The organism is Streptomyces sp. NPDC059003 (assembly GCF_042740445.1).
Taxonomy (GTDB): domain Bacteria; phylum Actinomycetota; class Actinomycetes; order Streptomycetales; family Streptomycetaceae; genus Streptomyces.
On sequence record NZ_JBHYJH010000034.1, the window covers coordinates 38987 to 64889 of the forward strand.

Annotated in this window: 22 protein-coding genes, 1 tRNA gene and 2 pseudogenes; 9 read left to right on the forward strand and 16 right to left on the reverse strand. The window is 73.0% G+C overall.

What is annotated here, in order from left to right; all coding sequences use genetic code 11:
* Complete coding sequence (locus ACFWZ5_RS15495; protein ID WP_384790912.1) at nucleotides 1–1134, forward strand: serine hydrolase domain-containing protein; 1134 nt, start codon at nucleotides 1–3, stop codon at nucleotides 1132–1134.
* A gap of 60 nt (nucleotides 1135–1194) precedes the next feature.
* Here the strand turns inward: ACFWZ5_RS15495 and ACFWZ5_RS15500 are convergent, their stop codons facing one another.
* On the reverse strand, nucleotides 1195–1779 hold the full coding sequence (locus ACFWZ5_RS15500; protein WP_384790915.1) for a TetR family transcriptional regulator: 585 nt from the start codon (nucleotides 1777–1779) through the stop codon (nucleotides 1195–1197).
* Between the two features lie 159 nt (nucleotides 1780–1938).
* On the opposite strand from ACFWZ5_RS15500, the gene ACFWZ5_RS15505 reads away from it, so the two are divergent.
* Complete coding sequence (locus ACFWZ5_RS15505) at nucleotides 1939–3198, forward strand: MFS transporter (RefSeq protein ID WP_384790918.1); 1260 nt, start codon at nucleotides 1939–1941, stop codon at nucleotides 3196–3198.
* A gap of 45 nt (nucleotides 3199–3243) precedes the next feature.
* Here ACFWZ5_RS15505 and ACFWZ5_RS15510 read toward each other — a convergent pair whose 3' ends face one another.
* The 9 genes from ACFWZ5_RS15510 to ACFWZ5_RS15550 form a co-directional block, all read right to left on the reverse strand.
* Nucleotides 3244–4902, reverse strand: a complete 1659-nt coding sequence (locus tag ACFWZ5_RS15510; protein ID WP_384790921.1) for a long-chain fatty acid--CoA ligase — start codon at nucleotides 4900–4902, stop codon at nucleotides 3244–3246.
* Nucleotides 4903–5102: 200 nt separating this feature from the next.
* Nucleotides 5103–5666: a SigE family RNA polymerase sigma factor gene (locus ACFWZ5_RS15515; RefSeq protein WP_384790924.1), complete on the reverse strand. Its 564-nt coding sequence runs from the start codon at nucleotides 5664–5666 to the stop codon at nucleotides 5103–5105.
* A 182-nt stretch (nucleotides 5667–5848) separates the two neighbouring features.
* A complete protein-coding gene (locus ACFWZ5_RS15520) occupies nucleotides 5849–6703 on the reverse strand; it encodes a DUF1906 domain-containing protein (protein ID WP_384790927.1) in 855 nt (284 codons plus the stop codon).
* A 52-nt stretch (nucleotides 6704–6755) separates the two neighbouring features.
* Nucleotides 6756–7922, reverse strand: coding sequence for a lipid-transfer protein (locus ACFWZ5_RS15525; RefSeq protein WP_384790929.1), 1167 nt, complete (start codon nucleotides 7920–7922; stop codon nucleotides 6756–6758).
* Nucleotides 7919–8434, reverse strand: a complete 516-nt coding sequence (locus ACFWZ5_RS15530) for an acyl dehydratase (protein ID WP_384790932.1) — start codon at nucleotides 8432–8434, stop codon at nucleotides 7919–7921. Before ACFWZ5_RS15530 ends, ACFWZ5_RS15525 begins: the two co-directional genes overlap by 4 nt.
* Nucleotides 8431–9525: an acyl-CoA dehydrogenase family protein gene (locus tag ACFWZ5_RS15535; protein WP_384790935.1), complete on the reverse strand. Its 1095-nt coding sequence runs from the start codon at nucleotides 9523–9525 to the stop codon at nucleotides 8431–8433. The genes ACFWZ5_RS15530 and ACFWZ5_RS15535 overlap by 4 nt, the downstream gene beginning before the upstream one ends.
* Before the next feature lies 1 nt (nucleotide 9526).
* Nucleotides 9527–10537, reverse strand: coding sequence for a bifunctional MaoC family dehydratase N-terminal/OB-fold nucleic acid binding domain-containing protein (locus tag ACFWZ5_RS15540; RefSeq protein ID WP_384790938.1), 1011 nt, complete (start codon nucleotides 10535–10537; stop codon nucleotides 9527–9529).
* Nucleotides 10534–11730: an acyl-CoA dehydrogenase family protein gene (locus ACFWZ5_RS15545; RefSeq protein WP_384790942.1), complete on the reverse strand. Its 1197-nt coding sequence runs from the start codon at nucleotides 11728–11730 to the stop codon at nucleotides 10534–10536. The genes ACFWZ5_RS15540 and ACFWZ5_RS15545 overlap by 4 nt, the downstream gene beginning before the upstream one ends.
* 193 nt (nucleotides 11731–11923) lie before the next feature.
* Entirely contained in the window at nucleotides 11924–12235 is a 312-nt protein-coding gene (locus tag ACFWZ5_RS15550) for a hypothetical protein (protein WP_030677121.1), read from the reverse strand.
* 370 nt (nucleotides 12236–12605) lie between these two features.
* Between ACFWZ5_RS15550 and ACFWZ5_RS15555 the strand changes: the two genes are divergently transcribed.
* Complete coding sequence (locus ACFWZ5_RS15555) at nucleotides 12606–13580, forward strand: bifunctional DNA primase/polymerase (RefSeq protein WP_384790946.1); 975 nt, start codon at nucleotides 12606–12608, stop codon at nucleotides 13578–13580.
* 118 nt (nucleotides 13581–13698) lie between these two features.
* Here the strand turns inward: ACFWZ5_RS15555 and ACFWZ5_RS15560 are convergent.
* A tRNA-Ser gene (locus ACFWZ5_RS15560) sits at nucleotides 13699–13783 on the reverse strand.
* 52 nt (nucleotides 13784–13835) lie between these two features.
* A complete protein-coding gene (locus ACFWZ5_RS15565) occupies nucleotides 13836–15503 on the reverse strand; it encodes a S1C family serine protease (RefSeq protein WP_384790949.1) in 1668 nt (555 codons plus the stop codon).
* Between the two features lie 360 nt (nucleotides 15504–15863).
* Between ACFWZ5_RS15565 and ACFWZ5_RS15570 the strand changes: the two genes are divergently transcribed.
* From ACFWZ5_RS15570 to ACFWZ5_RS15580, 3 genes are all read left to right on the forward strand, one after another.
* Nucleotides 15864–16697, forward strand: a complete 834-nt coding sequence (locus ACFWZ5_RS15570; protein ID WP_384790952.1) for a glycerophosphodiester phosphodiesterase — start codon at nucleotides 15864–15866, stop codon at nucleotides 16695–16697.
* Between the two features lie 53 nt (nucleotides 16698–16750).
* Nucleotides 16751–17380, forward strand: a complete 630-nt coding sequence (locus ACFWZ5_RS15575) for an ATP-binding protein (RefSeq protein WP_384790955.1) — start codon at nucleotides 16751–16753, stop codon at nucleotides 17378–17380.
* Between the two features lie 178 nt (nucleotides 17381–17558).
* Nucleotides 17559–18533, forward strand: coding sequence for a DUF5926 family protein (locus ACFWZ5_RS15580; RefSeq protein WP_384790958.1), 975 nt, complete (start codon nucleotides 17559–17561; stop codon nucleotides 18531–18533).
* A gap of 422 nt (nucleotides 18534–18955) precedes the next feature.
* On the opposite strand, the gene ACFWZ5_RS15585 is transcribed toward ACFWZ5_RS15580, so the two are convergent.
* The 3 genes and pseudogenes from ACFWZ5_RS15585 to ACFWZ5_RS15595 form a co-directional block, all read right to left on the reverse strand.
* Nucleotides 18956–19687: a hypothetical protein gene (locus ACFWZ5_RS15585; protein ID WP_384790961.1), complete on the reverse strand. Its 732-nt coding sequence runs from the start codon at nucleotides 19685–19687 to the stop codon at nucleotides 18956–18958.
* 55 nt (nucleotides 19688–19742) lie between these two features.
* Nucleotides 19743–20366, reverse strand: coding sequence for a bifunctional DNA primase/polymerase (locus ACFWZ5_RS15590; protein ID WP_384790996.1), 624 nt, complete (start codon nucleotides 20364–20366; stop codon nucleotides 19743–19745).
* A 147-nt stretch (nucleotides 20367–20513) separates the two neighbouring features.
* Nucleotides 20514–20663, reverse strand: a pseudogene (locus ACFWZ5_RS15595) (DNA primase); the annotation flags it as partial.
* A 715-nt stretch (nucleotides 20664–21378) separates the two neighbouring features.
* Here ACFWZ5_RS15595 and ACFWZ5_RS15600 point away from each other — a divergent pair.
* The 3 genes from ACFWZ5_RS15600 to ACFWZ5_RS15610 all read left to right on the forward strand — a co-directional run bounded on the left by ACFWZ5_RS15600 (nucleotide 21379) and on the right by ACFWZ5_RS15610 (nucleotide 25839).
* Nucleotides 21379–22719 carry a PP2C family protein-serine/threonine phosphatase gene (locus ACFWZ5_RS15600; RefSeq protein ID WP_384790964.1) on the forward strand — a complete coding sequence of 447 codons (1341 nt, stop codon included), beginning with the start codon at nucleotides 21379–21381 and terminating at the stop codon, nucleotides 22717–22719.
* Nucleotides 22720–22841: 122 nt separating this feature from the next.
* Nucleotides 22842–24329 (forward strand): aminopeptidase P family protein, encoded by a 1488-nt coding sequence (locus ACFWZ5_RS15605; protein ID WP_384790968.1) that lies wholly within the window; start codon nucleotides 22842–22844, stop codon nucleotides 24327–24329.
* Between the two features lie 196 nt (nucleotides 24330–24525).
* Complete coding sequence (locus ACFWZ5_RS15610; RefSeq protein WP_384790971.1) at nucleotides 24526–25839, forward strand: MFS transporter; 1314 nt, start codon at nucleotides 24526–24528, stop codon at nucleotides 25837–25839.
* On the opposite strand, the pseudogene ACFWZ5_RS15615 reads toward ACFWZ5_RS15610, so the two are convergent.
* Nucleotides 25799–25903: pseudogene (locus ACFWZ5_RS15615) on the reverse strand (carboxymuconolactone decarboxylase family protein); the annotation flags it as partial. The gene ACFWZ5_RS15610 and the pseudogene ACFWZ5_RS15615 sit on opposite strands and share 41 nt — an antisense overlap.

Here is a 25903-nt window from a genome sequence, read left to right on the forward strand (position 1 = left end):
GTGAGTCGCGACAGTCGCCACGCGCGCGTGGAGGTGCAGGAACGGGTCGACGCGCTCGTCCACGAGCTGGTGGAGTCGGGCGCGGAGAGCGGTCTCCAGGTCGCCGCCTCGGTGCACGGCGAGCAGGTCGTCGACGCCTGCGCGGGTGTGGTCGAGGCGTCCGGCGGGCGGCCCCTGGAGCCCCGCACGCTGATCCACAGCTTCTCCACCGGCAAGGGCTTCACCGCCACCCTGGTGCATGTGCTCGCCGATCGCGGGCTCATCGACTACGACACCCCGATCGCCCACTACTGGCCCGAGTTCGCCGCCCGGGGCAAGGAACGCGCCACGGTCCGCCACGCCCTGACCCACACCCTCGGCGTCCCGCAGCTGCCCGCCTCCCTCACGCCGGCCGAGCTGTGCGACTGGGACACCATGTGTGCCTTGGTCGCCGAACAAGAACCCCTGTGGGAGCCCGGTAGCGACAGCGGGTACCACGGCTGGACGTTCGGCTGGATCCTCGGTGAGACCGTGCGCCGGATCACCGGTCTCACGCCCGGTGCGGCACTTCGGGTGTACGTCACCGAGCCGCTCGGCATCGCCGACGAGCTGTACTTCGGCCTCCCCGAGGAGGCGTTGCCGCGTACCGCGCCGCTGGTGGAGGGCGGCTGGGAGGCGTGGCTGGCGTCCCTGTCGCCCACCGTCCCCTTCCGGCGTCTCGTCGTGCCGAACCGCGGTGTGTGGACCACGGCCGACCTTGCGAACCGCCGGGAGTACCTGCTCGCCGACGTGCCCGCGGGCGGGACCACCACCGCGCGGGCGGCCGCCCGCATGTACGCCGCGCTCCTCGGCGAGGTGGACGGCGTACGGCTCGTCTCCGCCGAACGCGTCCGGGCCGCCACCGAAGTGGCCGTCACGGGGAAGGACCGGATGCTCCTCGGCCGGTACGCCAAGGGGCTCGGCTATTTCCTCGGGCTGCCCGAAATGGCCGGTGAGCCGAGGGCGTTCGGGCACCACGGCAGCGGCGGCAGCATCGCCTTCGCCGACCCCTCCCGCGGCCTGGCGTTCGCGCTCACGCGGACCCGGCTCGTCGCGGACGGCCACGACGGGGTGGCGCGGCGGCTCGCGGACGAGATCCGCGCCTGCCTGTCCTAGACGGGCGTTCCGGGTGGCCTCCCGGGGGCCCGGGCGGCTTCCCGGTGGGGTACGTCGCCGTCAGTCGACGGCCGTCAGGCGGCACGCGGCGGCGCGGATCGAGGCGCGCAGCCTGGCGCGGTCCTCGTCCTCGCCCCCGACGAGAACCCGCCGCATCTGCGGCACGGCCGTGGCCCACCCGGCGAGCGCGATCAGCATGAACAGCAGGTCGGCCGCCGGGATCTCATCGGTGATGACGCCCCTGGCCTGGGCGTCCTTGAACGCGGCGACCTTGTGGTCGTAGTGCGCCCGGCGCTCGTACTCGTCGGGGAGCTCCTTGCTGTCGCCGTACTCGATTCCCTCCCAGAAGAGCAGGCGCAGCAGCTCGGGATGGGTCGCGTGGTACTCCATCAGGCGGTCCATCCAGCCGTCGATGTCGTCCGTGTCGACCGGGTTGCTGATGGCCATGTCCAGCATCCGCTTCTCGAGGACCTGGGCGAAGAGCTCCGCCTTGTTGCCGAAATAGGCGTAGATGAGCTGCTTGTTGGCCTTCGCCTCGCTCGCGATGCGGTCGACACGGGCGCCCGCGATGCCGAATCGCGCGAACTCCGCGACCGCCGCGTCGAAGATCCGGGCCTTGGTGGCCTCGGGGTCTCTCACTGCCATGGGGACAGCGTAAGGGAATTTCCCCGGCAACCAACCGTTTAGTTGCTTGACAGATCTTGCACCGCAGGCGCAGACTCGATCCAACCAACCAGTTAGTTACAAGCTGGTCGGTTACGAGGATGACTGTCAGGACGACCGCGCAGAGGAGCCTTGTCCCTCATGTCTTCAGCACCGCCCTCGCCACCGTCGACGGATGTCCGCGCGGATTCCGGCACGGCTTCCCGGACCGCGTCCCTGCCGGTGACGGCCGCGCGCACGGACCGCGTGCCGCCCGGCGTCTTCCTCGTGCTCATAGCCGTCTGTACGGCCGTGACGGCGGCGAACATCTATGTCGCCGCCCCGCTGCTCCCCCTCATGGCCCGGGACTTCGGCTCCACGCCGTCGGCCATCGCCTGGATCGCCTCGGTCGCCCAGTTCGGGTACGCGGCCGGGCTGCTGTTCTTCGCCCCGCTCGGCGACCGGGTCAACCGCCGTGCGCTCGTCGCGGGCCTGTCCGTCGTGACCACGGCCGCCCTGGCCGTCGGCGCCGCGGCGACCGGGACCACCGCGCTCGCCGCCGCCGTCTTCATCGCCTCCGCGGCGACCGTCGTGCCGCAGCTGCTCGTCCCGCTCGTCGCCGAGCGGGCGCCCGCCCACCGGCGGGCCAGCCATGTCGCGGCCGTCATAGCCGGGCTGTTCGCGGGCGTCGTCGCGGCCCGGGTCCTCGGTGGCCTCGCGGGGCAGGCCTTCGGCTGGCGCGCGGTCTTCCTCGGCGCCGCCGCGCTCACCGCGCTGCTCGGCCTGGCCTCCGCGGCCGTGCTGCCCGAGGAGCGCCGCCGCGGCTCGGGCCCTCTGTTCGCGGGCCTCGCCCAACTCCCGGGCGTGGTGCGGAAGTCAGCGGACCTGCGGCGCGCCTGCCTACGCCAGGCCGGGATGTACGGCGCGTGGAGCGCGCTGTGGACCTCGCTCGCGCTCCTGCTGACGGGCCACGGGGACGACGGCTACGGCATGACGACGGGTGCGGCCGGCCTCTTCGGTCTCTTCGGCCTCGCGGCCAGCGTGGTCGCACCGGTCGCGGGCAGCCTCGTGGACCGCTTCGGCGCCGCCAAGGTGGCATCCGCGGCCTACGTGCTGGCGGCGGTGTCGATACCCCTCTTCTGGCTGGGCGGCGCCCGCCTCTGGGCGCTGTGCGCGGCCGCGGTCGCCGTCCACGCCGCCCTGGTGGCGAGCCACGTGGCCAACCAGACGCTCGCCCTGACCACGACGTCCACCCCCGCCGTCGCCAACACCGCCTACGTAGTGGCCGGTTTCGCGGGCGGCGCCACCGCCTCGGCCCTCGCCGCCTCGGCGTTCACGCACTGGGGCTGGGCGGGCGTGTGCGCGGTGTCCGGGGGATGGCTGGCGCTGGGATGGGGGGCTGCGTCCCTGCGGAAGAGGTGAGCCCCCTGCCCCGGCCCGCGCCCCGGGCCCGCGCCCGAGCCCCCTTCAGCCGCGCGTCACGTCCGTGACGTCCAGCTCCCCCTCCGCGTACTGCCTGCGCAGCACCTTCTTGTCGAACTTGCCGACGCTGGTCTTGGGGACGGAGGCGACGCGGGTCCAGCGTTCGGGGAGCTGCCACTTGGCGACGCGGGTGGCGAGGAAGTCGCGGAGGGCCGTGTAGTCGGCGGTGGCGTCCTCCTTGAGGACGACCGTGGCGAGCGGGCGTTCGCCCCACTTCTCGTCGGGGACGGCGACGACGGCGGCTTCGGCGACATCCGGGTGCGACATCAGGGCGTTCTCCAGCTCGACCGACGAGATCCACTCGCCGCCGGACTTGATGACGTCCTTGGCGCGGTCGGTGAGGGTGAGGAAGCCGTCGGCGGAGATGACACCGACGTCACCGGTCTTCAGCCAGCCGTCGGCGCTGAACTTGTCCTCGGGCTTGAGGACATCGCCCGCCGCGCCGCCGTAGTAGGCCCCGGCGATCCAGGGCCCGCGCACCTCGAGCTCGCCCGCGGACTCGCCGTCCCACGGCAGGTGCGCGCCGCCGGGGCCGACCAGGCGGGCCTCGACGCCGGCCGGGAAGCGGCCCTGGGTGAGGCGGTAGGCGAACTCCTCGTCGGTGCCGACGGCATGGGCCGGAGGGTGCGCGACGGTGCCGAGCGGGGACGTCTCCGTCATGCCCCAGGCGTGGCAGACCCGGACGCCGTGCCGGTCGAAGGCCTCCATGAGGGACGGCGGACAGGCCGCGCCGCCGATGGTGACGTGGCCGAGGGAGCTGACGTCGCGGGGCTTGGCGTTGAGCTCGGCGAGCAGGCCCTGCCAGATGGTGGGGACGGCCGCCGCGTGCGTGGGGCGCTCGGCCTCGATCATCTCGGCGAGCGGCGCGGGCTGCAGGAAGCGGTCCGGCATCAGCATGCCGACGCCGGTCATGAAGGTGGCGTGCGGCAGGCCCCAGGCGTTGACGTGGAACTGCGGTACGACGACGAGGCTGATGTCGGCGTCCGTCAGGCCCATGGACTGCGCCATGTTGACCTGCATCGAGTGCAGATAGATGGAGCGGTGGGAGTAGACGACGCCCTTGGGGTCGCCGGTGGTGCCGGAGGTGTAGCACATGGCGGCGGCGCGGCGCTCGTCGAGCTCGGGCCAGTCGTAGCCGGTGGGCCTGTCCGCGATCAGGTCCTCGTACTCGTGCACCTGGGCGCGCACGCCGTCGAGGAGGGAACGGTCGCCGGGGCCGGAGACGACGACGTGCTCGACGGTCGGCATGCGGTCGAGGAGCGGCGCGAGCAGGCCGAGCAGGGAGCCGTTCACGAGGATGACGCGGTCGGCGGCGTGGCCCACGATCCAGACCAACTGGTCGGCGGGGAGCCGCAGATTGAGGGTGTGCAGGACGGCGCCCATGCAGGGAATGGCGAAGTACGCCTCGACGTGCTCGGCGTTGTTCCACATGAAGGTCGCCACGCGCTCGTCCTCGGCGACGCCGAGGTCCTCGCGCAGGGCGTGGGCGAGCTGGGCGGCGCGGGCACCGATCTCCCGGAAGCTGCGGCGCTGCGGGGCGCCGTCGCCGGTCCAGGTGATGACCTGCGCGCTCCCGTGCACGGTTGTCCCGTGGTTCAGGATGCGGGTCACGGTCAGCGGTACGTCCTGCATGGTGCTCAGCACGGCGTCCTCCCGGTGGGCGCGCGGCAGGCCCCGGGTGTTCCCGGCGCTCTACCTGGCAGTAGGCCCAGATTCTCGCCGCATACCGCACGGTATGTCACTAGGGCATGGGCACAAGGACGCAACAAGAAGGCAAATTGAGGCGCGGCGGCCGCCATCCTGGCGTGGCCCTGTCAGCCCATGGCCCGGCGCCCCGTACGGGCTCAGCGGACCGGCGTGAGCTCCGGGTCCTCACGGAGCTTGCCGAGCGCGCGCGACACCGCGCTCTTGACGGTGCCGATGGAGACCCCGAGCACCTCGGCGGTCTGCGCCTCGCTCAGGTCCTCGTAGTACCGCAGGACGACCATCGCCCGCTGCCGCGCGGGCAGCTTCATGATCGCGCGCCACATCGCGTCGTGGAGCGCCTGGTGTTCGGCCGGGTCACCGGCCGGAACGGTCTCGGGCTCGGGCAGCTCGTCGCAGGCGAACTCGTCGACCTTGCGCTTGCGCCACTGCGACGTGCGCGTGTTCAGCAGGGCCCGGCGCACATAGCCGTCGAGCGCCCGGTGGTCCTCGATCCGGTCCCAGGCCACATACGTCTTGGTCAGGGCCGTCTGCAGCAGGTCCTCGGCATCGCTCGGGTTCGCCGTCAGGGAGCGGGCGGTGCGCAGCAGCACGGGCTGGCGGGCCCGGACGTAGGAGGCGAACGACGGATAGGCGGAAGGACCCGCGCTCCGCGTCGCGGCCTTCGATGCGCTGGTGCACACGGACACCATGGATGCGGTCATGGCTCCACGCTAGAAGCGACCCCTACATCAGCGGATCGGCCGCAGGTCCCGAAGCGGTGTCCGCCTCAGGTTGTACGAGGGGAGCCAGCCCCACCTCCTGAAGGTGGAGGAGGGGGAGCGTACCCCTGAGGGTTCGACCCTGAGCCGGACGAAACCGCTTGCCACCGGAGCACGGGGGGTGCTCAGCCCAGGACGGCCACCGGCGCGTTCACAAGGTTGCGGTCGATCACCAGGGTCCGCCCGCCGTGCCGCTCCGTCACGTTGCCCGCGTACTGATGGATCCGGCCGCCCTCCGGCCAGGCGTCCCAGGGCAGCGCGGGCTCGCCGTACAGGTCGGGGCGGGTCCGCCAGCGCGCGAACCACAGCACGGACGGCAGGTCCGCCACCTCCGCACGCCGGGCGAGCTCCAGGTGCCGTACGCCGGATTCGGCACTGCTGTAGAAGCCCGGCACGTAGCCATGACTGCGCACTTCGCGAGCCCAGGCCCGTACGAATCTGAGCGTTGTCCGAGCGCATTTCTCGTTCCGATAGGTGTACGCCTCCATGTCCAGGTAGAGCGGGCTGTTCTGTCGCATGCCGTGCGCCTCGGCCCTGCGCACCGCGTCGTGCCCTTCCCGGGTCCCCTGGCGCCAGGGTTGCCGGCCGATGCGTACGTGCCGTTTGCGCTGGGCGACGACGCACGGGGACTGCGAGCCGACGTACAGCGGGAGCACCCGCCAGCCCATCCCGTCGACCCTGCGCAGCCAGTCGCGGGACAGGTGCGGCTGGTCCTTGCAGGCCCGGCCCCGCCCGCCGTAATAGACGCCGACGGCACCGTAGGGGGATGACCGCCAGCGGCGCATGATGTCGGCCGACGGCGCCCAGCAGGTGTCGAAGGCCCGGCCGCTGAAGACCTCGGGCCCGGGGGCCGCACGGGACGCGGGCCCGGCGTGGGACGTGGGAAGCATGTGGGGCGGTGTCGGGGTCGGCGTGTCCAGGCCCAGCGTCGCCAGGGCCAGGGCGAGGACGAGTCCACTGATCGTCTTGCGGTGGCGCATGGGGCGAGTGAACGGGTCCGGCCGGGCGCACGGCAGGAAACACGCTCCGCGTTCAGCCGTCCGCCGCCAGGATCAGCCCCGATGTGGGGACACCCGTGCCTGCCGTGACAAGGGTGCGGGCGGCGCCCGGTATCTGGTTCACGGCGGTGCCGCGCAGTTGTCGTACGGCCTCGGCTATGCCGTTCATCCCGTGCAGATAGGCCTCGCCGAGCTGTCCCCCGTGCGTGTTCAGCGGCAGTCGCTCCTCGGCGACGAACTCCGCCGCCTCCCCCGGCGCGCAGAACCCGAACTCCTCCAGCTGCATCAGCACGAACGGCGTGAAGTGGTCGTAGAGGATGGCGACGTCGATGTCCCCGGGCGTGAGCCCCGAGCCCCGCCACAGCTGCCGGGCCACGACGTTCATTTCGGGCAGGCCGCTGAGGTCGTCGCGGTAGAAGCTGGTCATCTGCTCCTGGGCGCGGCCCGCGCCCTGGGCGGCGGCGGCGATCACGGCGGGTGGGCGCGGCAGGTCGCGGGCCCGCTCGACGCTCGTCACGACGACCGCCTGCCCGCCGTCGGTCTCCTGGCAGCAGTCGAGCAGCCGCAGCGGTTCGACGATCCACCGGGACGCGGCGTGGTCCTGGAGCGTGATGGGTCGTCCGTGGAAGTACGCCGCCGGGTTCGTCGCCGCGTACTTCCGGTCGGTGACCGCGACGTGGCCGAAGGCCTCGGGGGTCAGGCCGTGGGTGTGCAGATAGCGCCGCGCCGCCATCGCCACCCACGAGGCGGGCGTGAGCAGCCCGAACGGCAGCGCCCAGCCGAGCGCGACGCCCTCCGCCGTCGGCTCCCGATGCCGCACGCCCGAGCCGAAGCGGCGCCCCGACCGCTCGTTGAACGCCCGGTAGCAGACGACGACTTCGGCCACCCCGCTCGCCACCGCGAGCGCCGCCTGCTGCACGGTGGCGCAGGCCGCGCCGCCGCCGTAGTGCACGCGGGAGAAGAAGGAGAGCTCGCCCATGCCCGCCGCCTGGGCGACCGTGATCTCCGGGCTGGTGTCCATCGTGAAGGTGACCAGGCCGTCGACGTCGCCGGGGTCGAGGCCGGCGTCGGCGAGCGCGGCCCGCACCGCCTCCACGGCCAGCGTGAGCTCGCTGCGCCCGGAGTCCTTGGAGAACTCCGTGGCCCCGATGCCGACGATCGCCGCCTGCCCGCCGAGGCGGTCCTTCGTCCGTACGCTCATGTGCCGCCCCCCGCCGCCGTGGCGCCCGGCGCGCCCGTCCTCGGCGCATCCGCCTCCGGCCCGCCCGCCCCCGTCGGCACGGTGACGGTCACCCTGCCCGTGACGTGCGTGCCGATGCCGTTGGCCCCGGTGACCTTGACGGTGACCGTCAGCCCGCCCTTGCCCCCGCCCTCACCCTCGCTCCCGCCCGGGTCGACGCGCTCCGTCTCGCCCGTCAACACCATCGTGTCCCCCGGATAGTTGGGCGCACCCAGCCTGATCGCCACCTTGCGCAGGACGGCGTCCGGGCCGAAGTGGTCGGTGATGTACCGCCCGACCAGGCCGTTCGTGGTGAGGATGTTCATGAAGATGTCCGGGGAGCCCTTGCCCCGGGCGAGCTCCGGGTCGTGGTGCACGTCCTGGTAGTCCCGCGAGGCGATGGCTCCGGCGACGATCAGGGTGCGGGTGATCTGGATCTCCAGCGGCGGCAGCCGGTCACCGACCCTCGTCCCGGCCCCTCCCCGGCCCGTCATACCGGCCCCTCCCTCGCGATCAGGTCCCCGAGGTCGGCGAGCACCTCACCGCCGCACCCCAGGTACGCGTCCAGCTGGCGCCCCCACAGGAAGTGCCGGTGCACCGGATGGTCGACGTCGGCGCCCACGCCGCCGTGCAGATGCTGGCCCGCGTGCACGACGCGGCGGCCCGCCTCCGACGCCCACCACGCGGCGGTCAGCGCGTGCGTCGCGTACGGCAGTCCTTCGTCGCGGCGCCAGGCCGCCTCGTACGCCGTGACGCGGATGGCCTCGGTGTCCATGTGCGCGTCGGCGGCGCGGAGTTGGACCGCCTGCAGGGCGGCCAGCGGCTTGCCGAACTGCTCGCGCCCGTTCGTGTACGCCACGGCACGGGCCAGCGAGCCCGCGCAGACCCCGGCCTGCAGCCCTGCGAAGGCCGTCCGCGCGCCGGCCAGCACGTCGTCGTAGGCGCTGACCTCACCCTCGTACGCGAGGTCGCCACCGCCCCCGTACGCGGTGCCGCCACCCTCGTACGCGAGGTCGCCGCCGAGGCGCTCCGCGCGCACCCCGTCCAGTCTCAGGCGCCCCGCCCGCCACGGCGCGGTCAGCTCGACCGGTGACCAGGACGCGTCGGCCGTCCGCACCCACCACAGGCTCCGGTCGGCGGCGGCCACCAGGACCGCGGTCGCGTCCCGCAGCCACGGCACCCACGGCACGACGCCGGTCAACCTGCCGTCCTCGACCCGCACTTGGCCACCGCGCGCGGGGAAGGCCCCGGTCGCCACCTCCGTGCCGTCCCGCAGCCCCGGGAGGAGCCGGGCCCGCTGCTCGTCCGAGCCGTGCGCCGCCACCGCGAGCAGGCCGTACACACAGCTCGCCGCGAACGGCACCTGGGCCGTCGTCCGCCCCTGCTCCTCAAGCAGCAGCACGAGCCCGAGCAGCCCGACGTCCGCCACGGCACCCGGCAGGCCCGCCGCGCACAGGGCCTTCCACAGCTCGGCGTCCGCGCCGGTGCCCGCCGCCGTCAGCCGCTCCGGTGTGGACAGGTCCCCGAAGATCCGGGCCGCGAGGTCCCGGGCCGCCGTCTGCTCGTCCGTGGGCGTGAAGTCCATGTCAGCGCGCACCCCCGTCCACGGCGACCGGCCGGAACACCGGCAGCTCCAGGTCCTCCTCGACCCGCTGGAACTCCAGGCGCACCGGCATCCCGATCCGCACCCGGTCGTGCGGCACCCCCACGACCTGGCTGATCATCCGGACGCCCTCCGCCAGCTCGACGAGGACCACCGCGTACGGCGGGTCGAGGGCGGGGAACGGGGGGTGGTGCATCACCACGTACGAATAGACCGTGCCCTCGCCGACCGCCTCGACCGTGTCCCACTCCGGCGATCCGCAGGCGTTGCACCCCGGGAGCCAGGGGAAGCGGAGGCGGGCGCAGGCGCCGCAGCGCTGGATGAGCAGCCGGTGCCGGGCCACGCCGTCCCAGAACCCCGCGTTGTCCCTGTTGATCACCGGCCGCGGGCGGCTGCCCGCCTCCGTCGGCTTCTTCGGCTTCTTCGGCTTCTTCGGTTCGCGGCGCGCGGGCGCGTACTTGAGGATCCGGAAGCGGTGCCTGCCCGCGAGCTCGCCGTCCGCGTGGACGTCCGTCCGCGTCGTCACGAAGTACCCCGTGCCCAGCTTCGTGGTCTTGCGCTCCGAGACCGCCTCGATCACCGCGTCGAACGTGATGCCGTCCCCGGGGCGCAGCGGACGCAGATACTCCTGCTCGCAGTCCGTGGCGACCACCGAGGTGTAACCGGCGCCGTCCAGGAGGGCGAGGAGGTCGTCGTACGCCGCTGTGCGGCCCGCGTGGCCGGAGAGGCCGCCCAGCGTCCAGGCCTGGAGCATCGTGGGCGGGGCTGTCGCGTCCGGGCCCTCGTACGCAGGGCTGGTGTCGCCCATCGCCTCGCACCAGTGCCTGATCATCGGGGCGTTGACGAGGTCCTTGCCGTGGCCCCGCTCGGCCGCGGGCCGTCCCTCGTACGCCTTCAGGCGCTCGTACAGCGCGTCCGCGGATCCGAGCGCGTCCGCGGGCTCGCCCCGCGCCGTCCCCGCGACCGCTGACTCCCGCGCCCGGGCCCCCGTCATCGCCGCCCCCTGCGCATCCCGAGCCGCATCGTCGCCACGATCTCGCGCTGCACCTCGCTGACGCCGCCCCCGAAGGTGTTGATCTGCGCCGCCCTGTTCATCCGCTCCAGCTCCCCGTCCCTGGCCGTCGCTGTCCCCACTGCCAGGGATCCCGGCGAGCCGGCCCGCACGAGCCCCGCGTCCCCCACGATCTCCTGACATATTCGGTACACCGCGACCGCCGATTCGGTTCCCGCGAATTTCACGCCGCTCGCGTCGCCGGGGGCCGGCCCCCCGGCCCCGACGTCGGCCACCAAACGCCAGTTGAGCAGGCGCGTCGCCGCGAGCAGAGCGTGTGCCTCAGCCAGTTTCGACCGCACCCACGGCCTGTCGATCCGACGTTCGCCTGTCACCGGATCGGGTGAACGCGCGGCGGTGAGAGCCGCCTCGTAGAAGTCCTCGGCCTGCATGCCGATCGCGGCGAGCGCGACCCGCTCGTGGTTCAGCTGGTCGGTGATGAGGCCCCAGCCGCCGTTCTCCGCGCCGACGAGGTTCCCCGCGGGTACGCGTACGCCGTCGTAGTACGTGGCCGTCGTGGTCAGGCCGCCCACGGTCTCGATCGGCGTCCAGGAGAACCCGGGGGCGTCGGTCGGCACGAGGAGGATCGAGATGCCGTGGTGCCTGGGCGCGTCGGGGTCGGTGCGGCAGGCGAGCCAGATCCAGTCGGCGTTCTGGGCGTTGGAGGTGAAGACCTTCTGCCCGTCGATCAGCCAGCCGCCGCCATCCCCGGTGACGTCCTTGGTGGCGCGTGTCCTGAGCGCCGCCAGGTCCGTGCCCGCCGACGGCTCGCTGTAGCCGATCGCGAAGACGCACTCGCCGCGGAGGACGCGCGGCAGGAACGCGGCCTTCTGCTCCTCGGTGCCGTGCTTCATGAGCGTCGGCCCGACGGTGTTCAGGGTGACCATCGACACGGGCGCGCCCGCGCGGTAGGCCTCGTCGAAGAACACGAACTGCTCGTCGGCGCCGCGCCCCTGGCCGCCGTACTCGACCGGCCAGCCGATGCCGAGCAGGCCGTCGGCGCCGATGCGCCGCAGGATCCGGCGCTGCCCCGGCGTGTCGTCGCCCGCGGGCGGTCCGTCGGGCATCAGGTCCCGGAAGTAGGCGCGCAGGTGGGCGCGCAGGTCCCGCTGGCGTTCGGTGGGGGCGAGGTGCACGGGGGCGGCCTCTCCGTCTCGTAACGGCTCGTACGCTCGTACCGGCAATAGTTTCTGACTGTCCGTCAGATCTCCTGCTGGTGTCAAGACGTCCGCAAACAGCTGCGCGGCGGGCCCCAGGCACCGCCGCGCAAACCGTCACATCACCCCACGGAGCCGGCCCCCGGGGATCACTCCCCGGCAGGGCCCCGGCTCACCACAGTTCGCTGAAGTTGACGGCGACGTTCGCGTTGGACTGGTCGATCTCCGTGAACGCGGAGCCGTTCACCTGAGCCGTGTTGCTCTGGTTGGAGGCGCCGTTGCCGACCGCCTGCTGCTGCGTGGTGGACGAGTTGCCGTTGTTGTCGTCACCGACGCCGCTGCCGTCGACGACCGCCACACCCGCGTTCGATCCGTTGTCCGCGAACGAGCCGTTGTCGGCCATCGCGACACCCGAGAACAGGGCGGCGGCGAGGGGCAGGGCGGCGACAGCGGCGAGGGCGCGGGCGGTACGGATGCTTGCCATGTCTATTCCTCCAGAACGGGAGATACGCACCGGCTATGCACCGGAAGCACCTCAAGTAGGGCTTTATCCAAGGCGGTTGGCCGACCACCTCGGTATCTGCGCGACGTCGCGAGTCCAGAGTTGCCCACCGAATCCCCGTCGAACCACCCCGGAAGACTCGATTCCCCCGCAAGCGTGAGGACAAGTCGATAAACCCGCTATGCGCCTCCGACACTCCAGCTCAGGGGGCATCAGGGGCCTCACGCCCAAGCGCCGCACGGGCTGAAGCGTTCCGCCAAAACCCCGGCAAAAGGGGGCGCTTCTCCCTTTGAGCCATCCCCGGGCCCCACCCCCTCTTCCCTTCCTCGAACGCCAGTACGAAAATGAGGGCATGGCCCCCGCCGACCGGCACACCGCCACCCTCGCGCTCGCCCACGCCCTGTCCGCCGCCGAGCGGGGCCTCGCCGTCATCCCGCTGTCCCGCACCAAGCTCCCGGCGCTGCGCTCCCCGCACCACGACGACCGGCACCACGAAGGCTGGCGCCACGACGACCGGCACCACGACGACCCGCACCACGACGACTGGCACCCCCACGACCCACCGCCGCACGGCGCCCCGCACGGCGCCCCGCAGCCGTCGCCGTGCCGGGGCGAGTGCGGGCGCATGGGGCACGGTGTGTACGACGCCTCGTCCGACCCGCTGCGCATCCGCGAACTGTTCGCCGCCGCCCCCTGGGCCTCCGGCTACGGCATCGCGTGCGGGCTGCCGCCGTACCACCTGATCGGCATCGACCTGGACACCAAGTCGGGCACCGACGCCCCGGCCGCCCTGCGCGAACTCGCGCTGCGGCACCTGTTCACCATCCCGGAGACCGTCGTCGTGACCACGCCCAGCGGCGGCCGTCACATCTGGCTCTCCGGGCCGCCCGACGTCGTCGTGCCCAACTCGGCGGGCCGGCTCGCCCCCGGCATCGACATCCGCGGCGCGGGCGGCTATCTCGTCGGCCCGGGCTCCCGCACCGAGCGCGGCGTCTACAGCACGGTGCCGGGCACCGCCCACCTCCCCCCGGCGCCGTGCCCTCCGGCCCTGCTGCGCCTCCTGACACCCCCGCGCCGGACCCCCCTCCCACGCGCGGGCGGCCCGCCGGACCCCCAACAGGGCCAGGGCCTGGTCCAGTTCGTCCTGGCCGCGCACGAGGGCCAGCGCAACACCCGGCTCTTCTGGGCGGCTTGCCGCGCCTACGAGAACGGCCTCGGCGACGTCCTGGTGGGCCCCCTCACCGAAGCGGCCCTCCACGTCGGCCTCACCCTGCGCGAGGCCCGCTCCACGATCGCGTCGGCGGCCCGCCTGACGGGACACGCGTGAGCTCCCGGAACCGACGGCTCGTGAGCTCCCGGATCCGACGGCTGCGGAACATGGCTGAAGGGGGTGTCCGGATCGCTCCGGACACCCCCTTCAGCGGCTGGCCCATGGCCAGTTCACGCGGTGGGTGTGGGATTTGAACCCACGGTGGCTCGCACCACGACGGTTTTCAAGACCGTTCCCTTAGGCCGCTCGGGCAACCCACCCCGCGCCCTGTGACCGGCTTGCCGGTGGTGGCGCGGGGTCAAGAGTAGCGGGTCAGCTGTCGCCCTTGCGTTCGCCCAGGACTACGTCGACCGTGTGCTCCTTGCCGTCGCGCTCGTAGGTGATCTTGACCTTGTCGCCCGGCTTGTACGTCCAGATCTGGCCGATCAGGGTCGGGCCGCTGTCGATCACCGTGTCGTCCAGCTGGGTGATGACGTCGCCGGGCTTGAGGCCCGCCTTGGCCGCCGGGCCGTTCGGCTCGATCGCGGGGCCCGAGCGGCCCGCGCCGTCGGAGATCCTGGCGCCGTCCGAGCTGTCGCCGGCCGTGGCGACCGAGGCGCCGATCTTCGGGTACGTGGCCTGGCCCGTCTTGATCAGCTGCCGGGCGACGTTCTTCGCCTGGTTGACCGGGATCGCGAAGCCCAGGCCGATGGAACCGGACTGGCCGCCGCCCATGCCGCCGCTGTCGGCGGGCTTGATCGCGGAGTTGATGCCGATGACCGCGCCCCGCGCGTCCAGGAGCGGGCCGCCGGAGTTGCCCGGGTTGATGGACGCGTCGGTCTGCAGGGCGCTCATGTACGAGCTCTTGCTGCTGTCGCCGTCGCTGGAGGTCACCGGGCGGTTCTTGGCGCTGACGATGCCCGTCGTCACCGTGTTCGACAGGCCGAAGGGGGCGCCGATCGCGATCGTCTCGTCGCCCACGGCGACCTTGTCGGAGTCGGCGAGCGGCAGGGCGCGCAGGTTCGCCGGCTTGTGCTTCAGCTTGATGACCGCGACGTCGTACCCCTGCGCGCGGCCGACGACCTCGGCCTCGTACTTCTTGCCGTTCGAGAACGTGGCCGACAGCTTGCCGCCGTCGGCGGCGGACGCCACCACGTGGTTGTTGGTCAGTATGTGGCCCTGTGTGTCGTAGACGAAGCCGGTGCCCGTGCCGCCTTCGCCGCTGCCGTTCTGGGCCTCCAGGGTGACGACGCTCGGCAGCGACTTGTTCGCGATGGCCGCGACCGAGCCCGGATCCCGCTTGAGCTGGGCCGGCGTGTCCGACGCGGAGACCGTCGTGGAGTCCGTGCTCCCGTCGTCGTTGCGGTCCGCCGCCCAGTAGCCGATGCCGCCGCCGACGCCGCCCGCGACGAGCGCCGCCGCGAGCACGGCCGCGACCAGGCCGCCGCGCCGGGGGCCGCCCGGCTTCGGCGCCGACGGCTGCTCGGACGTCCAGGAGGAGCCCCAGCCGGATCCGGCACCGCCGCTCTGCGCGTACGACGGCACGGCGGGCGGCGGGGGCGGCGGCCAGGCGCCGGACGCGGGGGCGGCGGCGGCCGGGGCGGGGTGCGGGGTGTGGCCGGGGGCCGGGTGCGGGGTGTGGTGCCCCGGGGCGGGGTGCGGGGTGGAGGTCTGCGCCTTCGTGTGTGCGTACGGATCCGGGACCTGGGGGGTCGGGGGCTGCGGCGCGGGGGGCGTGGGCTCGGCGTGCGCGGGCTCGGCGTGCGCGGCCGGAGCGGGCGGGGCCGCCGGAGTCTCCGAAGTCACCGGGGTCGCAGGGGTCGCAGGGGTCGCCGGAGCCGCGTCCGACGGTGGGGCGGTCGGCTCGGGGCGGTCGGACGCCTCCGGAGCGGAGGGCGGCGCCGCCGACGGGGTGGGGGCGGGAGCAGCGGGAGCGTCCACCGGCGCGGGAGGTGCGGACGGGGCCGGGGGGACCGCGGTGCCCTCGTTCTCGGTGCTCACAGCTTTCCTCTCCTCGGTCCACGCTGTCGTGCTCGGTCACGACCAAAGATCAAGTCGGCGGCCGGTCGGTTCCCGTCGGCCGTCGGTCGGTGGCGCACGACTCCAGTCGACCGTTGTCAACCGTTCAGTTGTCTGCAGTCAGCTTTTCCCATGGGCTGTCAGGGCACCATAAGCCGACACTGTGCGTTCACGGCGGGCGAAACCGCCCCATTCGGAAGGCCCACGAAGAGGCCCACGAAGAGCCTCACAGAGAAGTCACAGAACCGGCTGAGAGGCATGTGAGAGGAGTCTGAGAAAGACGGCGCCGGGCGGCGGCGCAGGGCGGCGTCCCCGAGCCCCGGACGGTGGCACCATGACGCGGTGACCCACGCACGACAGCACCTCATCCAGGTCGTCGCCCACCGCGGAGCCTCCGAGGACGCTCCCGAGCACACGCTGGCCGCGTACAAGAAGGCGGTCGAGGACGGCGCCGACGCCCTCGAATGCGATGTGCGGCTCACCGCGGACGGCCATCTCGTCTGCGTCCACGACCGCCGCGTCAACCGCACCTCCAACGGCCGCGGCGCCGTCTCCGCCCTGGAGCTCGCCGACCTCGCCACGCTCGACTTCGGCTCCTGGAAGAACCGTGAGGAGGGCCCGTACGGCGAAGGGCCCGACTGGGAGGAGGGCCCGGACCCGGCGGACACCTCGGTCCTCACCCTGGAGCGGCTCCTGGAGCTCGTGGCCGAAAACAACTCCTCCGGACGGCGGGTCCAGCTCGCCATCGAGACCAAGCACCCCACCCGCTGGGCGGGCCAGGTCGAGGAGCGGCTGCTTCTGCTGCTCAAGCGCTTCGGCCTGGACGCGCCGCCCGCGGGCGGTCCCTCCCCGGTGCGGGTGATGAGTTTCTCGGCCCGTTCGCTGCACCGGGTGCGGGCCGCGTCGCCGACCCTGCCGACGGTCTTCCTGATGCAGTTCGTCTCGCCGCGCCACCGCGACGGCCGGCTCCCGCGCGGGGTGCGCGTCGCCGGACCGAGCATGCGGATCGTACGCAATCACCCCGGGTACGTCGCCAAGCTCAAGCGCGCCGGGCACCAGGTGCACGTGTGGACGGTGAACGAGCCCGCGGACGTCGACCTGTGCGCCCGTCTCGGCGTCGACGCGATCATCACCAACCGCCCTAAGCAGGTCCTGTCCCAACTGGGCCGCGCCTAACTCCCGTTACGGGGTGTGCACCGGCGCGTTCGCTCCGTATTCGATCGTGACGAGTGCGTCACCATCCCGGTGTTGGCCGGTTTCCGGTCCAGTCCATTGGGGCATCCACACCGTGGCGTGGGGCAAAGGAGGTCTCGGGGGTGGCGTTTGTGGTGGCACGGGAGGTGCCCGCGTCGTCGAGCATGGCCGTACCCCATGGTCCTGCGGGCGTGGGGGAAGCCAGGCACCGGATGCGCGATCAGCTTCGCGTCAGCGGGGTGGCCGAATCGGTCATCGACGACGCCGTGCTGATCCTTTCCGAACTGCTCAGCAACGCCTGCCGGCACGGCAGGCCACTGGGCAGCGGGCTGAAGGACGACGACAGCAGCGACGGGGACGTGCGCGCCGCGTGGCGCGTCGACAAGGCGGGACGTCTCACGGTCGAGGTGACCGACGGCGGCGGACCGACCCGGCCGGTTCCGGCCACCCCGTCGGTGACCGCGCACGGCGGCCGCGGGCTCAACATCATCACCGCCCTGGCCGAGGCCTGGGGAGTGCGGGACGACACCCGCGGCGAGGTCACCGTGTGGGCCCTCGTGCAATCCGGGCACCGCCACGAGGACTTCGCTACGCGCGTCGCCGCGCCGTCGGCCTCCGCGATATCCGACCTGGGGTTCTCCGACCCGTTCGACGACGTGGACTGACGCGCGGCCGACCCGCGGACTGAAGCGCGGCTGGCGCGTGGACGTACGCGCGGCTGGCGCGTGGACCGACGCGCGGACTGACGCGGTCCTCCCGGGACTGACGTGCACCGAGTCCGCCCGCGGCGAACGGCTAGGCTCGCGCCCGTACGCACGTGAGCCGTAACCGGGAGACACCCAGATGGCCAAGAAGCGCCCGCAGACCAAGGGCACCAAGGGCAAGCAGTCGCAGCTGAAGGACCACGAGGTCCCGGTCGTCGGCGCCCGGGAACCCTGCCCCTGCGGTTCGGGCCGCCGCTACAAGGCCTGTCACGGCCGGGCCGCGGCGCACGCGGTGACCGAGCTGATCCAGCGCCCCTTCGACGGCCTGGCCGGCGAGTGCGACTGGGTGGCCCTGCGCGAGCTGGTCCCGGCGGCCACCGTCGAGCTCACCCTGAAGGACGGCCTGCCCGACGGCGTGCCCTCCGTGACCCTCGCGACCGTGCTGCCGATGGCCTGGCCCGCGCTGCGCCGCGAGGACGGCTCGGTCCTGCTCGGCCTGCAGAACGACACCTCGTCCGGCGACATCAGCCGCGACCTCGCCGACACGCTGCAGCGCGCGCTCGCCACCGAGCCGGGCAAGCCCGTGCCGGGGCGCCGCGCGCCCGCCGAGGGGCCGCGCCTCCAGGACCTCCTGGACGAGCAGGCTCCGTTCGCGCCGGTGGTGCACTCGGGCTTCGAGTTCTGGGTGCCGGACGCGGAGAACGCGTCGCCGGAGGTCTCCGCCTCCCTGGAGCGGGCGAACGCCGCCGCCATCCCCACCGTGAAGCTCGCCGCCGCGGACGCCGCGTACTGGTGCGAGACGCCGGAGAAGAACCACCTGCGCTGGGTCATGCCGCACCCGGAGGAGCAGCTCCTCGACGCGCTCGCGCGGCTGCACGCCGCCGGTACGTCGAGCCTCGGCGAGGGCACGCGCCTCGTCGGCTCCTTCCGTGCGCACGGCCTGACGGTGCCGGTGTGGGACCTGCCGAGCGGCATGAGCGCCGAGGACATCGAGAAGCCCGCGGCCGAGTTCGCCGACCGCCTCGCGACGGCGCTCGCGGCCACGGAGCCGCTGACCGCGGAGGAGCGGCGGGCCCGCGGCGGCCTCACCAACCGCCAGGTCACGCTCAGCTGAGAGCCGGGCTCCGCGTAGGACCCGCGGCGCATTTCACATCGACGGATGACATTCGGCTGACGTTCCCCCGGGGTGCCGCGCCGGAATGCGAACGGGCCGGTGGGAGCGCGTACCGGCAGGCGGTCTTCGGTCGCCGGGCCGTCACGCATTCTTAACCGGGGGAGCGCAGCGGGTCACGGGACGGACACCCCACAGCCGTCCCACCTCTGCCGCACTGACCCACCAGTCAGTCTGGTCGGAATGCGTGACTCCCGTCACAACTCCCCGTGGACAGAGGGAAATCCCTGTCCGGATAACTGAGATCGAATTTGCCAAGCGCCGATCTCTTGTTACCGTTCAGGTAGCCCGGTTGCTGGTGCATCCCCCGTCGCCAGCAACCGGGCGTTTCCATGCCCGCGCACGCTCGGCGGAGGGCCGCCCGGTCAACTGCCCCGAGGCCCGGACGAGTTGCTTCCGGACCGCAGCAGCAGGGCGCCGCCCCCCTCGCTCGCGAACTCCGCGACCGCCGTGTACCGCGCGGCGGCCCCCGTCGTGCGCTCCCGTGGCGTGTCGCACGCCCCCGGCTCGTCCTCCGCGCCCACCGCGCAGTGCATCTGTACCGTGCGCCCCTTGGGGCCCATGACGCTCAGGACGGCGTCGAGGCTCTCGCCGGTCGCGTTGCGGTAGTAGGTGCGCGCCCAGGTCAGCGTGCCCTGGGTGAGGACACAGGTCTGGGCCTCGACGCCCTCGGGCGAGGAGAGTTCGGGGCCGCAGTGGGCGGCGGTGTCCAGGAGGGGCGTCGAGGGCGCGGAATCCGGCGCCGCCGTCGCCGTGTCCTGCGGCCGGGACGCGGACGGTCCGGACTCATGCGGTCCCGCCTCGTGCGGCCCGGACCCGTGCCGTCCGGACCCGTGCGATTCCGGCCCGGAGTCGGCGGAGCCCCTGGAGTCAGCGGTGCCGGCGGCCCCGGAGGCGGGCCCCGCGTCGGAGTCGGCCGCGACCTGCCGCGCGCGCCCGGCGGCGTCCGGGCCCGCCGCGGCCCTCGGGTCGGCGAGCCGCTCCGCGTCGTCGAGCACGGGCCCCGCGGCGGCCCCGGCGAGCGGCACGAGGGCCGCGACGGCCACGACGCCCAGGAGCGCGAGCAGGCGGGGGTTCAGGGCCGGGCGCGGGTGCATGGCCCGAAGATAACGAGCTTGGGCGCCCGGCCCGTTCGCCGCACGCCCAACTCGCTCAGAACTCGGGCGCGCTCACACCCGTACGAGTGAGGGCGTCCACCACGGCGTCCACCACCGCCTCGACGTCCGGCACCCATGGCGCGGCCGAGCCGGGCAGGGGCGCCCGCTCCCAGCGCACCTGTCCCGGTCCCGTCTCGGAGGGGGGCAGCGGGATGTAGCCGCCGTCCCCGTGGAAGCGCAGCGATCCGGGCACCCGGTCCTTCGCGTAGAGCAGCTCGCCCAACTGCGCCATGGAGTACGGCGCGACGAGCACGAAGAAGCGGTCCGGGGTCGCGACGACCGGGCCGAGCCGGATGCCGGCCTCGTCGAGCGCGACGAGGGCGCGCGCGCCGGCGACCGCGGGCAGGCTCACGGCGCACGGGGCGTGCGTGCCGGTGGCGAGGACGACCGGTGCGCCGGGGCGGTTGGTCCACCACCAGCGCACCATGCGCTCGTCGGTGGTCGCGGCGAGCAGGCCCGGGTCGAGCGGGTGGGCGCCGGGCGCCGCGCACTCGGGGTCGGGACAGGCGCAGCGCGCGGGGCCGCCGCCGAGCCGGGCCGCGCTCTGCCGCTTGCCGCTCTTCCTGGCGTCCTTGGCGCGCGCGCTCCCGCTGCCACGCCCGCGCCCGCCGCCGCGCACGTCCTCGTCGCCGCGCGCCTGCTCGTCACCGCGCGCGTCCTTGCCGCCCCGCGCGCCCTTGCGGCCGCGTTCGGTGTCGTCCTGCCGGTCGTCGAAGCCGTCGAAGCCGATCCCGCCCGGGCCGTTCCCGCCGGGGCTGTTCCTGCCAGGGCCTTCGGTGCCGACACCGGGCACCACGGGCCAGCGCCATACCGTCGCGAAAGTCAGGGCCGCGCCGAGCAGAGAGGGACTCTGGTCAGACTTCCTACCGGGCCGCCAGGACAGGAGCCTGCGTCGCCTTCCGAGGATCTCGCGCATGTGCGCTCGTTCCTTTCCGTTACACGCAGAGGGACACTTCGGGCCACATCACACCATGTGTGGATCTCTATCGCTGTGTGTACGAGGTGCGCGTACAAGTGCATGCAAGGTGCGTACAAGCTGGCGCGTCACACCCCAGCCTGCGGCAAGGGGATCCCCTATGGGCCGAGCGTTAACGTGGCGTGGGGTGGCGGCGCCTGGCGTTTGCCGTCCCGCGTATTTCTTGCCCCCGGTGCCACGGGAGGATGGGGCGCGGCCGCCGTGGGTTAAGACGCCCGGGTCCGTCGCCAGGTTCCGGGCGCGGTGCAACTGCCCCTGGCCATCACCGAGTACGTACCCCTCACGACCGCTGTGACGCTCCTTCGAACAATCTCAGTCGACCGCAATATGCCCTTCCTCGCAACAGTTTTCGGCCAAGTTCTCAAGATCGCTCATGGATCACAGAATTCACCGGCGACCCACTGGACACCAGGAATCCTCGCAGGACAATGCTGGACATCCCCTCTCCAGTGCGTGTAGATGTGGAGCCATTGCTAGCGGCGCAGAATGACAGGGGGTTTGCGATGCTATTGAGCAATACGCACTGGCCGGAAAGCCGTCAGCCATGAACGCCCCTCACCTGCCGAAAGTGGCCGGAATCGATTCCACCGTTCCCTCTCCGGCGCACACTGCCCCACCTGGCCCACCTGCCCCATTCGCCCAGGGCGCCCCGGCCGTGCTGATCCAGGACCGCCTCGCGGGCTGGGTCTCCGACCTCACCACGCTGCACGAACTCACCGAGCGGCTGTCCCGCACGGACACGCTCGACGACGCCCTGGCCGAGCTCCTGCGCGCCGGAGCCGCCCTCGTCGGCGCCCGCCGCGGCCTCGCCGTCGTCGAGCCCGCCGACGGGCTCGGCCCCGACACCACCGTCGGCCTCGGCCTCGCCCGCGCCGACCTCGGGCACATCGAGACCGTGCCGCGCGCCGCCACCTCGCACGGGCGCATCCTGGAGGCGCACGCGGCCGCGGGCCCGCCCCTCGCCGATCCCATGCGCCCCGCCGCCGCGCACCGCTCCGGCGCGGGAGCCCCGCCGTCCCCGCTCACCGAGATCGTGCAGCCGGACCTCTTCGCCGACGACGCCCTCGACCCGCACCACCGCGAGGTCGCCGTCCGCCTCGGCTACGCGGCGAGCTACGCACTGCCGCTCGCCACCCGGTCGGCGGGCGGCATCGGCGCGGCGGTCTGGCTGTACGACGAGCCCGCCGAGCCCGCGGACCGGCAGCGGCACCTGATCGGCCTGTACGTCAAGGGCGCCGCCGAGCACCTGGCCCGCCTGGTCGAGCTCGCCCGCGCCCGCACGACGGTGGCGACGCTGCGCGAGGAGCTGCTGCCCTCGCGCCTGCCGCGCGTCGCGGGCGTGCAGCTCGCCGCCCGGCACCGCACCGGTGCGCGCGGCGGCGGCGACTGGCACGACGCGCTGCCGCTGCCCGACGCGGCGCTCGGCCTCGCGGTCGGGTCCGTCACCGGGTCCGGGCCCAGCGCGGTCGCCGCGATGGGCCGGCTGCGGGCGAGCCTGCGGGCGTACGCGGTGATGGAGGGCGAGGACCCCGTCGCGGTCCTGTCCGACCTGGAGCTGCTGCTTCGCCTGACCGAGCCCGCGCGCTCGGCGACGGCCCTGTTCGCGTACTGCGAGCCCGCCCTGCGCAAGGTCGTGCTCGCCGGGGCGGGACACAGCCCGCCGCTGCTCGTCGGCGAGCGGCGCACGGAGTACGTGGAGACCTCCCTGTCGGCGCCGCTCGGCATGCTGGCCTGCTGGGAGGCGCCGAGCGTGGAGATCCGCCCGGAGCCTGGAGAAACGCTGCTTCTCTACACCGATGGGCTCCTTCACCGCACCGGTGACGCCATGGACCGGGCGTTCGCGCGGCTGCACGCGGCGGCGGCGAGCGTGCCGAGGGCCGCGCGGGACGACCCGGGCGCGCTCGCGGACCATGTCCTTCGCACCGTCCTGCCGGACGGGCTCGACGCGGTCGACAGCGACGAGGACGTGGTGCTGCTCGCGGCGCGCTTCGCCTGAGGGCGTTCTCCGACGTCGCGTGACCTTCCGGCTGCGCTGTGTAAGGGGCCTTCTGCCTCTGGAACCCCTTCGGGGCGGCCGTACGATGAGGAGAGTCCGTTGTCGTACAGAGGAGGCACGCCGTGTCGGACGCTCTCAACCCGGCTGAATTGAATGGGGCTGCTGCCGCAGCGGGCCCGGAAGAGGCGGAAGAAGAGCCGATCAAGCAGCGGAAGAACGGCCTGTACCCGGGTGTGTCCGACGAGCTCGCCGAGAACATGAAGTCCGGCTGGGCCGACACGGAGCTGCGTGACCTGGAGCCGGTCCCGCAGGCCGAGCACACCGCCGCCCGCCGTGCCGCGCTGTCGGCGCGCTTCCCGGGCGAGCGCCTGGTGATCCCCGCGGGCAACCTGAAGACCCGCTCGAACGACACGGAGTACGGCTTCCGCTCCTCCGTCGAGTACGCGTACCTCACCGGCAACCAGACCGAGGACGGCGTCCTCGTCCTCGAGCCCAAGGGCACGGGCCACGAGGCGACGATCTACCTCCTGCCGCGCTCCAACCGTGAGAACGGCGAGTTCTGGCTCGACGGCCAGGGCGAGCTGTGGGTCGGCCGCCGCCACTCGCTGACCGAGGCCGGGACGCTGTACGGCATCCCCGCGTCCGACGTCCGCGAGCTCGCGGACGCGCTGCGCGCGGCGACGGGTCCGGTGCGGGTCGTACGCGGCTACGACGCCGGTATCGAGGCCGCCCTGTCGGACAAGGTCACCGCCGAGCGCGACGAGGAGCTGCGGGTCTTCCTGTCCGAGCTGCGCCTGGTCAAGGACGCGTTCGAGGTCGGCGAGCTGCAGAAGGCCGTCGACTCGACGGTGCGCGGCTTCGAGGACGTCGTGAAGGTCCTCGACAAGGCCGAGGCGACCAGCGAGCGCTACATCGAAGGCACGTTCTTCCTGCGCGCCCGCGTCGAGGGCAACGACGTCGGCTACGGCTCCATCTGCGCCGCGGGCCCGCACGCCACCACCCTGCACTGGGTGCGCAACGACGGCGCCGTGCGCTCCGGCGAACTGCTCCTGCTCGACGCGGGCGTGGAGACGCACACGTACTACACCGCCGACGTGACGCGCACGCTGCCGATCAACGGCCGCTTCAACGAGCTCCAGCGGAAGATCTACGACGCCGTGTACGAGGCCCAGGAGGCCGGTATCGCGGCGGTGAAGCCGGGCGGCAAGTACCGCGACTTCCACGACGCCGCGCAGCGGGTGCTCGCCGAGAAGCTGGTCGAGTGGGGCCTCGTCGAGGGCCCGGTCGAGCGGGTCCTGGAGCTCGGCCTCCAGCGCCGCTGGACGCTGCACGGCACCGGTCACATGCTCGGCATGGACGTCCACGACTGCGCGGCCGCGCGCACGGAGACGTATGTCGACGGCACCCTGGAGCCGGGCATGTGCCTGACCGTCGAGCCCGGTCTGTACTTCCAGTCGGACGACCTGACCGTGCCGGAGGAGTACCGGGGCATCGGCGTCCGCATCGAGGACGACATCCTCGTCACGGAGGACGGGAACCGGAACCTGTCGGCGGGCCTGCCGCGCCGTGCGGATGACGTCGAGCGGTGGATGGCCGAGCTGAAGGGCTGACGCCGTCTCGGGCGCCGTTGATCGCGCTTCGCGCTCGTCCTCAAGCGCCGGACAGGCTTTCCTGAGCCTGTCCGGCGCTTTTGTGTGGCCTCTCGACGTACGAATCGACGTGCCAGTCGACGCACGAAAGTGGCCCATGAACTGGTACGGGAAATGGACCACTTGGGCGTGCCACTGGCTCTCTAGTGTTCGGGACATGACGACACCCCGGCTCCTCCCCGCGCCCGGCCCGCTGCGCCGTCTCGCCCTCGCCCAGCTGAGCAACTCCGTCGGCGACGGGGCGTACTACGTGACGTCCGCCCTGTACTTCACGCACGTCGTCGGGCTCGCCCCCGCGCGGATCGGGCTCGGGCTCACGGTGGCGTGGGCGGTGGGCTCGGTCGTGGGCGTGCCCCTCGGGCGGTTCGCGGACCGGCGCGGGCCGCGCGGGACGGCGGTGCTGCTCGCGCTCGCCACCGCCGCGGCCGTGGCGTCCTTCCTCGTCGTCCGCGGCTTCGTGCCGTTCGTCGCGTCCGCGCTCGTCTACGCCACCGCCCAGTCGGGGCTCGCCGCCGCGCGCCAGGCGCTGCTCGCCGGGCTCGTCGGCAAGGACGAGCGGACCGGGGCCCTCGCCCACCTCCAGTCGACGCTCAACGCGGGGCTCGCGGTCGGTGCCGCGCTCGGCGGGGTGGCGCTGCACTACGGCAGCGAGGCCGCGTATCTGTCGGTGTTCGCGCTCGACGCGGCGGCCTTCGTGGGGTGCGCGGCGGTGCTGTGGCGGCTGCCCGCCGTCGCGCCGGTCCCGGCCGTCGCGGGCGAGCGGCCCGCCGTGCTCAAGGACCGGCCGTACGTGGTCGTCACGCTCCTCAACACCGTGCTGCTGCTGCGGATGCCGCTGCTCAGCCTCGGCATCCCGCTGTGGCTGACCGAACGCACCGACGCGCCGGAGTGGCTGGTGTCCGCGCTCTTCGTCCTCAACACCCTGGGCGTGATGGCCTTCCAGGTGCGCACGGCACGGGCCGTGTCCGGGATTCCGACGGCGGTACGGGCCGTGCGCAGGTCGGGGCTGCTGATGCTGGTGACCTGCGCGGTGTTCGCGCTGTCCGCCGTGGACGGCGGGCCGTGGGCGGCGGGCGCGGTGCTCGTCGCCGGGTCCGTGGTGCTGCTCGCCGCCGAGATGCTGCAGTCCGCCGGGTCCTGGCAGCTCGGCTTCGACCTGGCGCCCGCCGGGCGGATCGGCGAGTACCAGGGCTTCTTCGGCACCGGCGTGACCGTGGCCCGCACCCTCGGCCCGCTGGTCCTGACGACGCTGCTCCTGGAGTGGGGCACGGTGGGCTGGCTGCTGCTCGGCGGGGTGATCCTGGCGGCGTCGTACGGGATGGGGCCCGCGGCCCGCTGGGCGGAGAGGGGCGGGGCCGATCGCGCTGCGCGCTCGTCCTCGAACTCCCCCAAGCTCTTCGAGCAGGGGGTGCCCCCGGGACGGGCTGAACTCATCCCTGGCGCTCGTCGGTACCTGCGACCTTCGCGGTAGCGAGCGCGATGCGGTTCCACGTGTTGATCGTGAAGATCAGGGACAGGACCTGGGCCAGCTCGGC

What these genes read in the sequence shown, in the direction of transcription:
- ACFWZ5_RS15500 (WP_384790915.1), bottom strand. Translation starts at nt 1,779, where the DNA reads ATGGCAGTGAGAGACCCCGAGGCCACCAAGGCCCGGATCTTCGACGCG.
- ACFWZ5_RS15505 (WP_384790918.1), top strand. Translation starts at nt 1,939, where the DNA reads ATGTCTTCAGCACCGCCCTCGCCACCGTCGACGGATGTCCGCGCGGAT.
- ACFWZ5_RS15515 (WP_384790924.1), bottom strand. Translation starts at nt 5,666, where the DNA reads ATGACCGCATCCATGGTGTCCGTGTGCACCAGCGCATCGAAGGCCGCG.
- ACFWZ5_RS15520 (WP_384790927.1), bottom strand. Translation starts at nt 6,703, where the DNA reads ATGCGCCACCGCAAGACGATCAGTGGACTCGTCCTCGCCCTGGCCCTG.
- ACFWZ5_RS15525 (WP_384790929.1), bottom strand. Translation starts at nt 7,922, where the DNA reads ATGAGCGTACGGACGAAGGACCGCCTCGGCGGGCAGGCGGCGATCGTC.
- ACFWZ5_RS15530 (WP_384790932.1), bottom strand. Translation starts at nt 8,434, where the DNA reads ATGACGGGCCGGGGAGGGGCCGGGACGAGGGTCGGTGACCGGCTGCCG.
- ACFWZ5_RS15535 (WP_384790935.1), bottom strand. Translation starts at nt 9,525, where the DNA reads ATGGACTTCACGCCCACGGACGAGCAGACGGCGGCCCGGGACCTCGCG.
- ACFWZ5_RS15540 (WP_384790938.1), bottom strand. Translation starts at nt 10,537, where the DNA reads ATGACGGGGGCCCGGGCGCGGGAGTCAGCGGTCGCGGGGACGGCGCGG.
- ACFWZ5_RS15550 (WP_030677121.1), bottom strand. Translation starts at nt 12,235, where the DNA reads ATGGCAAGCATCCGTACCGCCCGCGCCCTCGCCGCTGTCGCCGCCCTG.
- ACFWZ5_RS15555 (WP_384790946.1), top strand. Translation starts at nt 12,606, where the DNA reads ATGGCCCCCGCCGACCGGCACACCGCCACCCTCGCGCTCGCCCACGCC.
- ACFWZ5_RS15580 (WP_384790958.1), top strand. Translation starts at nt 17,559, where the DNA reads ATGGCCAAGAAGCGCCCGCAGACCAAGGGCACCAAGGGCAAGCAGTCG.
- ACFWZ5_RS15585 (WP_384790961.1), bottom strand. Translation starts at nt 19,687, where the DNA reads ATGCACCCGCGCCCGGCCCTGAACCCCCGCCTGCTCGCGCTCCTGGGC.
- ACFWZ5_RS15610 (WP_384790971.1), top strand. Translation starts at nt 24,526, where the DNA reads ATGACGACACCCCGGCTCCTCCCCGCGCCCGGCCCGCTGCGCCGTCTC.